Source organism: Streptomyces lasiicapitis (assembly GCF_014646335.1).
Taxonomy (GTDB): domain Bacteria; phylum Actinomycetota; class Actinomycetes; order Streptomycetales; family Streptomycetaceae; genus Streptomyces; species Streptomyces lasiicapitis.
This window is the reverse complement of the sequence record NZ_BMNG01000013.1, coordinates 268,844-279,055: the sequence shown is the minus strand read 5'-3', so window position 1 is coordinate 279,055 and position 10,212 is coordinate 268,844. Positions and strand designations below refer to the sequence as shown.

The 10,212-nt window shown below is 70.4% G+C and carries 9 protein-coding genes and 1 other RNA gene; 9 read left to right on the top strand and 1 reads right to left on the bottom strand.

Going from position 1 to position 10,212, the window contains the following annotated elements:
• Positions 1-198: 198 nt before the first annotated feature.
• The 4 genes from IEY91_RS28530 to IEY91_RS28515 all read left to right on the top strand — a co-directional run bounded on the left by IEY91_RS28530 (position 199) and on the right by IEY91_RS28515 (position 5,485).
• Complete coding sequence (locus IEY91_RS28530) at positions 199-1,818, top strand: serine/threonine-protein kinase (protein WP_189176180.1); 1,620 nt, start codon at positions 199-201, stop codon at positions 1,816-1,818.
• A gap of 138 nt (positions 1,819-1,956) precedes the next feature.
• Positions 1,957-3,195 carry a serine/threonine-protein kinase gene (locus IEY91_RS28525; RefSeq protein ID WP_189176179.1) on the top strand — a complete coding sequence of 413 codons (1,239 nt, stop codon included), beginning with the start codon at positions 1,957-1,959 and terminating at the stop codon, positions 3,193-3,195.
• 166 nt (positions 3,196-3,361) lie between these two features.
• Entirely contained in the window at positions 3,362-4,468 is a 1,107-nt protein-coding gene (gene prfB / locus IEY91_RS28520) for a peptide chain release factor 2 (RefSeq protein WP_164324423.1), read from the top strand.
• A 336-nt stretch (positions 4,469-4,804) separates the two neighbouring features.
• Positions 4,805-5,485 carry a hypothetical protein gene (locus IEY91_RS28515; RefSeq protein ID WP_164324425.1) on the top strand — a complete coding sequence of 227 codons (681 nt, stop codon included), beginning with the start codon at positions 4,805-4,807 and terminating at the stop codon, positions 5,483-5,485.
• Between the two features lie 155 nt (positions 5,486-5,640).
• Here IEY91_RS28515 and IEY91_RS28510 read toward each other — a convergent pair whose 3' ends face one another.
• Positions 5,641-5,832, bottom strand: coding sequence for a hypothetical protein (locus tag IEY91_RS28510; protein WP_164324426.1), 192 nt, complete (start codon positions 5,830-5,832; stop codon positions 5,641-5,643).
• 230 nt (positions 5,833-6,062) lie between these two features.
• Here IEY91_RS28510 and ftsE point away from each other — a divergent pair, with 230 nt between their 5' ends.
• From ftsE to ssrA, 5 genes are all read left to right on the top strand, one after another.
• Entirely contained in the window at positions 6,063-6,752 is a 690-nt protein-coding gene (gene ftsE, locus IEY91_RS28505; RefSeq protein ID WP_164324428.1) for a cell division ATP-binding protein FtsE, read from the top strand.
• 84 nt (positions 6,753-6,836) lie between these two features.
• Positions 6,837-7,754 (top strand): permease-like cell division protein FtsX, encoded by a 918-nt coding sequence (gene ftsX, locus IEY91_RS28500; protein ID WP_164324430.1) that lies wholly within the window; start codon positions 6,837-6,839, stop codon positions 7,752-7,754.
• Positions 7,755-7,854: 100 nt separating this feature from the next.
• On the top strand, positions 7,855-9,039 hold the full coding sequence (locus tag IEY91_RS28495) for a S41 family peptidase (RefSeq protein WP_189176178.1): 1,185 nt from the start codon (positions 7,855-7,857) through the stop codon (positions 9,037-9,039).
• A gap of 18 nt (positions 9,040-9,057) precedes the next feature.
• Complete coding sequence (smpB, locus tag IEY91_RS28490) at positions 9,058-9,579, top strand: SsrA-binding protein SmpB (RefSeq protein WP_164324433.1); 522 nt, start codon at positions 9,058-9,060, stop codon at positions 9,577-9,579.
• A gap of 119 nt (positions 9,580-9,698) precedes the next feature.
• Positions 9,699-10,087, top strand: a transfer-messenger RNA (tmRNA) gene (gene ssrA / locus IEY91_RS28485).
• The last annotated feature ends 125 nt before the right edge of the window (positions 10,088-10,212 follow it).

Genomic DNA, 10,212 nt, shown 5'->3' with positions numbered 1-10,212 from the left:
CCGGGACGGTTCCGGCGGCATCGGCAACCAACCGCGCTGGTCGCGCGTCTTCCCTCCGAACAAAGGTCCGCAGTGCGGCCGGTTCCACTCCCAAGTGGGCTCAAGATCGTCGGCTGATGGCCCGTTCGGCGGCACTACAGTGGGTCGGAACGAAACCAACGGACCAGCGACCGATCAGACCAGCAGGGAGCGCATGACGTGCGGCCGGTAGGCAGCAAGTACCTGCTCGAGGAGCCGCTCGGGCGCGGCGCCACGGGCACCGTCTGGCGAGCCCGCCAGCGGGAGACCGCGGGGGCCGAGGCCGCCGTGCCCGGCCAGCCCGGCGAGACCGTCGCGATCAAGGTCCTCAAGGAGGAGCTCGCCAACGACCCGGACGTGGTGATGCGCTTCCTGAGGGAGCGCTCCGTCCTGCTCAGGCTGACGCACCCGAACATCGTGCGGACCCGCGACCTGGTCGTCGAGGGCGATCTGCTCGCGCTCGTGATGGACCTGATCGACGGCCCCGACCTGCACAAGTACCTGCGCGAGAACGGCCCGTTCACGCCCGCCGCGGCGGCCCTGCTGACCGCCCAGATCGCCGACGCGCTGGCCGCGAGCCACGCCGACGGCGTCGTGCACCGCGACCTGAAGCCCGCGAACGTCCTGGTCAAGCAGGACGCCGAGGGCATGCACCCGATGCTCACGGACTTCGGCATCGCCCGCCTCGCCGACTCCCCGGGCCTGACCCGCACCCAGGAGTTCGTCGGCACGCCCGCGTACGTCGCGCCGGAGTCCGCCGAGGGCCGCCCGCAGACGAGCGCCGTCGACATCTACGGCGCGGGCATCCTGCTGTACGAGCTGGTCACGGGCCGGCCGCCGTTCTCCGGGGGCTCCGCCCTCGAAGTCCTGCACCAGCACCTGAGCGCCGAGCCGCGCCGCCCCTCCACCGTGCCCGACCCGCTGTGGACGGTCATCGAGCGCTGCCTGAGCAAGGACCCCGACCACCGCCCGAGCGCCGAGAACCTGGCGCGCGGCCTGCGCGCCGTCGCCGGCGGCATCGGGGTGCACGCGAACGCCGCGCAGATCGCCGCCGCCGAGGGCGTCGCCGCCCTCCTCATGCCCGACCCGTCGCCCGCGCCGGTGCCCGACACCCAGGGCGCGGCCGACCCCACGCAGGTCCTGCCGACCAACGCGGGCGCGTACGACCCGCACGCCGCCACCAGCGTCATGCCGAACACCGGCGCCCCCCAGGGCCCGAACGCCGACCCCACGGCCGTCATGCCACCCGTGGGCCACAACCAGGGCGGCAACAGCAACAACCCCGACGAGCCGCACCCCTGGCAGAACCAGATGCGCGCGGCCCGCGACCGCAACGACCAGACGCAGGTGCAGTACCTGGACCCGAGCCAGGACCCGCTGCGCCGCCGCCCGCAGCGCCAGGTGGCCCGCCCGCAGCAGCCCCAGCAGCCGCAGCCGTACGCCCCGCAGCACCAGCCGCAGCCGTACCAGCCGCCGCAGCAGCCGCGCCAGATGCAGCCGCAGCCCCAGCCGTACGCGCCGCAGCCGTACCAGCCGCCGCAGCAGCCCGCGCCGCCGCAGCCCGCGCCCCCGGAGCCGCGCCGCCAGCGGCAGCCGAACCCGAACCGGACCCGGATCCCCGGCCTCGGCTGCCTCAAGGGCTGCCTGGTCGTCCTCGTGATCCTGTTCGTCGCGAGCTGGCTGGTCTGGGAGCTGAGCCCGCTCCAGGACTGGATCGGCACGACGAAGAGCTACTGGGACCAGATCAAGGACGTCTACAACACGGTGTCCGACTGGTCGAGCAAGGTCGGCGGGAACTGACGTCCGGCCGGGTGCGGCAGTCGCACCCGGCCGACTCTGTGGATTTGTCGACTCCTGCGGGGTGATTTCCCCTGTGGATGTGATGGTTGGCGCCCTGGCCGCGTAGTTTTGGGCCAACACACATCCGTAGGAGCAGTCTTGGGACGGAAGATCGGCAGCCGGTACACGGCCCACCAGATTCTGGGACGGGGCAGCGCCGGCACGGTGTGGCTCGGCGAGGGACCCGAAGGTCCTGTCGCCATCAAGCTGCTGCGCGAGGACCTGGCGTCCGACCAGGAGCTCGTCGGCCGCTTCGTCCAGGAGCGCACGGCCCTGCTCAGCCTCGACCACGCGCGCGTGGTGGGCGTCCACGACCTGGTGGTGGACGGCAACGACCTCGCGCTCGTGATGGACCTCGTACGCGGCACGGACCTGCGCACCCGCCTGGAGCGCGAGCGACGGCTCGCCCCCGAGGCCGCCGTCGCGATCGTCGCGGACGTCGCCGACGCCCTCGCCGCGGCGCACGCCGCCGGGATCGTGCACCGCGACGTGAAGCCCGAGAACGTCCTCCTGGACATGCAGGGCCCCCTCGGCCCCGGCGGCTCGCACCCGGCCCTGCTCACGGACTTCGGCGTCGCCAAGCTCATCGACTCCCCGCGCCGCACCCGCGCGACGAAGATCATCGGCACCCCGGACTACCTGGCCCCCGAGATCATCGAAGGGCTGCCCCCGCGCGCGGCCGTCGACATCTACGCCCTCGCCACCGTCCTGTACGAGCTGCTCGCGGGCTTCACGCCGTTCGGCGGCGGCCACCCCGGAGCGGTCCTGCGCCGCCACGTCACCGAGACCGTGGTCCCGCTGCCGGGCATCCCGGACGAGCTGTGGCAGCTCATGGTCCAGTGCCTGGCCAAGGCCCCGGCCTCCCGCCTGCGCGCCTCCGAGCTGGCCGCCCGGCTGCGCGAGCAGCTCCCGCTCCTCGCGGGCATGCCGCCGCTGGACGTCGACGAACCGGACGCGGAGGCCCAGGCCGACGAGGCGTACGAGGAGACGACGCCGGAGCCGCGCGAGCAGCCCCCGCGGCGCGGCGCCGTGCCCCTGGTGCCCGGGGCCACCCCCTCGGACGCCAACCGGGACACACACACCTCCATGCGCGTACCCGCGCCCGACGAGCTGGCCGGGGGCGCCAGGGGCACCGCGCGGGCCCCGCGCACCCCCGGAGCCGTCCGCCCCGGCTCGGCCCGCCACCGCGCCTCGGCGCGACGCCGCAGGGTCACACTCGGCGTGGCCGGGGTCGTCCTCGCCGCGGCGGTGGGCGCGGGCGCCTGGTACGCCACGTCGGGCGACGACGCGGACCCAGCGGCCCCCGACAACAGGAACTCGGCGCCGCCGGTCCCCTGAGCCGACTCGGCCCGTCCGGGCGTGTGCCGTATCAGCCCGTCCGGCGTTTGAGGACGAGGCGCGGAGCGCCGAAAGGGGGGAGAGGGGCGCAGCCCCATGGTCAGGGGCGAGGCCGAGCCCACGGGCGCCGGAGAACACCGCTTGCCGCAGCCGTTAGGCTGGAGTCGTGGCAGTCGTCGATGTATCCGAAGAGCTCAAGTCCCTCTCCTCGACCATGGAGTCGATCGAGGCCGTCCTGGACCTCGACAAGCTGAGGGCAGACATCGCCGTGCTCGAGGAGCAGGCGGCAGCGCCGTCCCTCTGGGACGACCCGGACGAAGCGCAGAAGATCACCAGCAAGCTGAGCCACCTCCAGGCGGAGGTCAGGAAGGCCGAGGCGCTGCGCGGGCGTATCGACGATCTGGGCGTCCTCTTCGAGATGGCCGAGGAGGAGGACGACCCGGACACCCGCGCGGAGGCCGAGTCGGAGCTCACCGCGGTCAAGAAGGCGCTGGACGAGATGGAGGTCCGCACCCTCCTCTCCGGGGAGTACGACGCCCGTGAGGCGCTCGTCACCATCCGCGCGGAGGCCGGCGGCGTCGACGCCTCCGACTTCGCCGAGAAGCTCCAGCGGATGTACCTGCGCTGGGCGGAGCGCCACGGCTACAAGACCGAGCTCTACGAGACGTCGTACGCGGAAGAGGCCGGCATCAAGTCGACCACCTTCGCCGTCCAGGCCCCGTATTCGTACGGCACGCTCTCCGTCGAGCAGGGCACGCACCGCCTGGTGCGCATCTCGCCGTTCGACAACCAGGGCCGCCGTCAGACGTCCTTCGCGGGCGTCGAGATCCTCCCGGTCGTCGAGCAGACGGACCACATCGAGATCGACGAGAGCGAGCTGCGCATCGACGTGTACCGCTCCTCGGGCCCCGGCGGCCAGGGCGTCAACACGACCGACTCCGCGGTCCGCCTGACCCACCTGCCCACCGGCATCGTCGTCTCCTGTCAGAACGAGCGCTCGCAGATCCAGAACAAGGCGACCGCGATGAACGTCCTCCAGGCGAAGCTCCTCGAGCGCCGCCGCCAGGAGGAGCAGGCGAAGATGAACGCCCTCAAGGGTGACGGCGGCAACTCCTGGGGCAACCAGATGCGTTCGTACGTCCTGCACCCGTACCAGATGGTGAAGGACCTGCGCACGGAGTTCGAAGTCGGCAACCCCGAGGCCGTGTTCAACGGCGAGATCGACGGCTTCCTGGAGGCCGGAATTCGCTGGCGCAAGCAGCAGGAGAAGTAATTTCGACGCTAAGTCGACAAAGCTGAGCGAGATTCAGCGAGGCAACTGTCGCCCTCGGGGCGGCAGTTGCCTCTGTTTCTGGGCCTTCCCGGGCCTCTTGTGGGCTTCTTGCGCCTTTTACGTCACAGTCGCATGTCCGTACGCCGGTCAACTGTCCCCATAACGGGCATCGCGCCCGCAACGACCTTGACGGTGGTTCGGAAACTGGAAAGGCTAGCGGGCGGCATGCGTATCTCTGGGGCGCGTGTGATCCGGGGGGCCGATCGAGAGCCACCCCGCGACCGCGGTCCGAGACGCTGCCTCACTGACGATTCAGCTACTGGGGGTAGCAGCCAGATGACGAAGAAGACGCGGATCCGCATCGCGCGGATAGCCGCCGGCGCGGTGATCGCCGCCGGCGCCTCGCTGACCGCCGCCGGCGCCGCCTCGGCCCTGGACGTCGGCGTCGAGCTCGGCGGGACCGGCGCGAGCGCCTCCGCCGACGAGAACGGCATCGGCGTCGACGTCGACCTGCCGGGCGGGGACGACGAGACCGACGACCCGGAGGAGCCCACCAACCCTCCGGAGCCGACCGACGAGCCGACCGAGCCGACGGACCCGCCCACCGAGCCCACCGACCCGCCCACGGAGCCGACGGACCCGCCCACCGAGCCCACGGACCCGCCGACCGAGCCGACGGACCCGCCCACGGAGCCCTCGGACCCGCCCACCCAGCCCACCGACCCGGGTGACGACAACAACAACGGCACCGGCGGCGGCAGCGGCGGCAACGACACCGACCCCGACGGCGGCTCCGGCCCGGCCGAGCAGGGCGGCAAGGACAGCCTGCAGGACACCGGCTCCAAGCCGGTCGAGCGGGTCTCCGACACCGGCAGCGGCAAGAACGACGGCGAGCTCGCCGAGACGGGTGCCACCGAGACCACCTTCCTGATCATCGGTGCCGCCACCATGATCGCCGGTGGCGTCGGCTTCCGCTTCCTGCCGCGCCTGGCAGGCAACCGCGGCGCCGCGGCCTGACCTCACGGTCAGTGGCGCGCTACGTAGCGTGACGAAGGGCCCGGAGCCTCATCGGCTCCGGGCCCTTCCGCGCGCCATGCGTCCGTTGTGGGTGTGCCCGCTCGGAGGTCATCGCTCCGGTGCCCCGAGGGCCGCTGCGGCCCAGTGCCCAACGGCTACGCGGTCTGGTGTGCCAGCAGGGCCATCGCCGCGATCAGCACAAGCAGCAGCCCTATCAGGGCCGCGGGGCTGAGGCCGCCGAAGGGGCCCTCGTGCTGCATCCGCTCCCGGTTGGCCCGGCACACGGGGCAGCGCCCCTCGCTCACAGGCGCCGCGCAGTTCGCGCACACCAACCTGTCATAGGTCATGCGCTTCTCCTCCCGCACAGTCTCAGCCTGCCCAACGCTCGGGGAACCTCAACCGTTCCCCCTACCACTGTGCCAGCTTCGAAGGAATTCGGCGCGGCCCGCCGTCCCCCACCCCTTTTGTGCGGAGTCGGATCCGCAACAAAACGCGCAACTCAGGACGCCGACTGCGCGGCCCTACCCGGTTCGCGTATGGTCACGCTCACCTACCCCCGGCGACCCGTGGTGCATCCGTGATCCGATTCGACAACGTCTCCAAGGCCTATCCGAAGCAGAACCGCCCAGCCCTCCGCGATGTGTCGCTGGAGATCGAGAAGGGCGAGTTCGTCTTCCTGGTGGGGTCATCCGGCTCCGGAAAGTCCACCTTCCTGCGGCTGATCCTCCGCGAGGAGCGCACCAGCCACGGTCAGGTGCACGTCCTCGGCAAGGACCTGGCCCGCCTGTCCAACTGGAAGGTGCCGCACATGCGCCGCCAGCTGGGCACGGTCTTCCAGGACTTCCGGCTCCTCCCCAACAAGACCGTCGCCGAGAACGTGGCCTTCGCGCAGGAGGTCATCGGCAAGTCCCGCGGCGAGATCCGCAAGTCCGTCCCCCAGGTCCTCGACCTCGTCGGCCTCGGCGGCAAGGAGGACCGGATGCCCGGCGAGCTCTCCGGCGGCGAGCAGCAGCGCGTGGCCATCGCCCGCGCCTTCGTCAACCGGCCGCGGCTGCTGATCGCCGACGAACCGACGGGCAACCTCGACCCGCAGACGTCGGTCGGCATCATGAAGCTGCTCGACCGCATCAACCGGACCGGCACCACCGTCGTGATGGCCACCCACGACCAGCAGATCGTGGACCAGATGCGCAAGCGCGTCATCGAGCTGGAGAAGGGCCGTCTGGTCCGCGACCAGTCCCGCGGCGTCTACGGCTACCAGCACTGACCCGGCCCCGGCGCCTGCCATGGCCGCCGGGGTCCGCTCCCGTGCCCGCTCCCTCCGCTCCACCTGATCCACTGAAAGGCCGCCATGCGCGCCCAGTTCGTCCTGTCGGAGATCGGCGTCGGTCTCCGCCGCAATCTCACGATGACCTTCGCGGTCGTCGTCTCCGTAGCGCTCTCGCTCGCCCTCTTCGGCGGCTCGCTGCTCATGCGCGACCAGGTGAGCACCATGAAGGGCTACTGGTACGACAAGGTCAACGTCTCGATCTTCCTCTGCAACAAGGCGGACGCCGAGCAGGACCCCAAGTGCGCCAAGGGCGCCGTCACGAACGAGCAGAAGACACAGATCCTCACCGATCTGAAGAAGATGCCGGTCGTCGACACCGTCCAGCACGAGACCGCGGACCAGGCGTACAAGCACTACAAGGAGCAGTTCGGCGACTCCCCGCTGTCCAGCTCGCTGACGCCGGACCAGATGCAGGAGTCGTACCGCATCAAGCTGAAGGACCCGGAGAAGTACCAGGTGGTCGCGACCGCCTTCTCCGGACGGGACGGCGTGCAGTCCGTGGAGGACCAGAAGGGCGTCCTGGACAACCTCTTCGAGCTCCTCAACGGCATGAACTGGGCGGCGCTCGCGGTGATGGCGCTCATGCTCGTCGTCGCGCTCATGCTGATCGTCAACACGGTGCGCGTCTCGGCGTTCAGCCGTCGACGTGAAACTGGGATCATGCGTCTGGTCGGCGCTTCCAGCTTCTACATCCAGATGCCGTTCATCCTGGAGGCGGCCGTCGCAGGCCTGATCGGCGGCGGGCTCGCGTGCGGATTCCTGCTCCTCGGCAGGTACTTCATCATCGACCACGGCCTGCAGCTGTCCGAGAAGCTCAACCTGATCAACTTCATCGGCTGGGACGCGGTGCTCGCCAAGCTGCCGCTCGTCCTCGCCATCGGACTGCTCATGCCCGCGCTCGCCGCGTTCTTCGCCCTGCGCAAGTACCTGAAGGTGTGAGGCGGGGGACATCTCCCGGTCCTCAGGGTGTGAGGAGTGCCTCGGGCGCCGTGCGGTCAACCAGCCGTGCGGCGCCCCTCGTTGTCCTAGACTCACCGACATGTCAGGCCCCGAATGGCTCGCCGAGCCCCGCCGCATCCGCCGCGGGGCGGCCCTGACATTGGTGTTCGCCAGTGTCCTCGCCACCGGCGCGGCCACCGGTTCCTGGAGCGAGGAGCCACCGGAAGGCCGGAATCCGGCCCCCTCCACCCGCTCCGTGGCCTCCTCCCGGGACAGCGACCGCGAGCGGGACCCCGCCGAGGAGGCCGCCGACGCCGCCGCCGAGGCGATGGCCGACGGCAAGTCCGGCAAGAAGGCCGCCGAGGACGTCGTGAGCCGCAGCGGCGACCGCTGGGCGTCGGTCTACTCCCAGGGGGAGTACCGCGAGTTCGAGCAGTCCCTGGACGGCGCCTACACCGGAGTCGGCCTGTGGGCCAGGCGCGCCGCCGACGGCAGGATCGAGGTGTCCCGCGTGCAGCGCGGCGGACCCGCCGACCGCGCGGGCATCCGCGAGGGCGACAAGCTCACCGCCATCGACGGCAAGAAGGTCACCGGTCGCCCCGTCACCGACGTCGTGGCCCTGCTGCGCGGCGACCGCGAGAACACCCCGGTCACCCTCGGCCTGAAGCGCGGCACGCGCGCGTGGACCGAGACGCTGCGCCGCGCCCGCCTGTCCACGGACTCCGTGACCGTCACCCGGCTCCGCGGCGGCGCCGTGATGATCAAGGTCGCGGCGTTCACCAAGGGCTCCGGCAAGGCCGTCCGGGAAGCGGTGCGCCGCGCCCCCAGGGGCGCCGGCGTCCTCCTGGACCTGCGCGGCAACTCCGGAGGCCTGGTCTCCGAGGCCACCACGGCCTCCTCCGCCATCCTCGACGGCGGCCTCGTGGCGACGTACGACGTACGGGGCAGGCAGCGCGCGCTGCACGCCAAGCAGGGCGGCGACACCGAAAGACCCGTGGTCGCGCTCGTCGACGGCGGCACGATGAGCGCGGCCGAGCTGCTCACCGGGGCCCTCCAGGACCGCGGCCGCGCGGTCGTCGTGGGCACCAGGACGTTCGGCAAGGGCTCGGTGCAGATGCCGAGCAAGCTGCCCGACGGCTCCGTCGCCGAGCTGACGGTCGGGCACTACCGCACCCCTTCGGGGAAGGCGGTCGACGGCCGGGGCATCACCCCGGACCTGGAGGTCGAGGACGGCGCCCAGGAGCGGGCCGAGACAGTATTGAGTGGCCTCGGACCCCCCTCGTAGTGCGAAAATGGCCGCACTATGGCGAAGGAAAAGGTAAAGCGCAAGGCCGCCAAGGCCAACGAGAAGGCCCCCGCACGGAAGATGGTCGCGCAGAACAAGAAGGCGCGGCACGACTACACCATCCTGGACACCTACGAGTGCGGCCTGGTGCTGATGGGCACCGAGGTCAAGTCGCTGCGCATGGGCCGGGCGTCCCTGGTCGACGGCTTCGTGCACATCGACCACGGCGAGGCGTGGCTGCACAACATCCACGTCCCCGAGTACGTCCAGGGCACCTGGACCAACCACTCCGCCACGCGCAAGCGCAAGCTGCTGCTGCACCGGGCCGAGATCGACAAGCTGGAGTCGAAGTCCCAGGAGACGGGCCACACGATCGTGCCCCTCGCCCTGTACTTCAAGGACAGCCGTGTCAAGGTCGAGATCGCGCTCGCCAAGGGCAAGAAGGAGTACGACAAGCGGCAGACGCTGCGGGAGAAGCAGGACACGCGTGAGACGAACCGGGCGATCTCGTCGGCCCGGCGCCGGCAGGGGATCGGCTAGCCGCCGATCGGCAGGCCGCCAGGAATACGCTGGCACGGTCGTGCGTTGGTCACGTACGATGGACAACGTCCCGCACGCAGGGGCGAGCGCCCTCCTCGGAGGGTTTGAAAAATCAACATGGGGATGATCGGTTTCGACAGCGGATGTCGAAGCAGGGGAAGCGAGCCGAGGAAGCGGCAATGATCTCGTAAACCATATGTCGCAACCAATAATCGCCAATTCCAAGAGCGATTCCCAGTCCTTCGCCCTCGCTGCCTAATAAGCAGTGACTGAAGGACCCTTAATGGGTGTCAGCCCGGGGGTGTTCCCGACCCGGACCCTGGCATAATCTAGGGAACTAAACCGTCGAGCCCGGTCACGGGGTTCGACGGGAAATCAAACAGTGACTGGGCCCGTCGGAGACCTGTTCGCGAGATTTCCGGGGCCGAGAAAATCGCAGCGAACTGCGCTCGGAGAAGCCCTGATTCCGCACCGTTGGACGCGGGTTCGATTCCCGCCATCTCCACAATTCCCATGTGAGACGAAGGCCCGGTGGTCACCACGACCACCGGGCCTTCGTCGTGACCATCGGGCGTTCGTCGTGACCACCGGACATTCGTCGTACGGTGCCGCCTACTGTCGCCCGCGGCCGTC

Excerpts from the sequence above, each read along its gene's own strand:
- IEY91_RS28510 (WP_164324426.1), bottom strand. The coding sequence starts at position 5,832 with ATGACCTATGACAGGTTGGTGTGCGCGAACTGCGCGGCGCCTGTGAGC.
- IEY91_RS28495 (WP_189176178.1), top strand. The coding sequence starts at position 7,855 with ATGTCAGGCCCCGAATGGCTCGCCGAGCCCCGCCGCATCCGCCGCGGG.
- IEY91_RS28515 (WP_164324425.1), top strand. The coding sequence starts at position 4,805 with ATGACGAAGAAGACGCGGATCCGCATCGCGCGGATAGCCGCCGGCGCG.
- ftsX (WP_164324430.1), top strand. The coding sequence starts at position 6,837 with ATGCGCGCCCAGTTCGTCCTGTCGGAGATCGGCGTCGGTCTCCGCCGC.
- smpB (WP_164324433.1), top strand. The coding sequence starts at position 9,058 with ATGGCGAAGGAAAAGGTAAAGCGCAAGGCCGCCAAGGCCAACGAGAAG.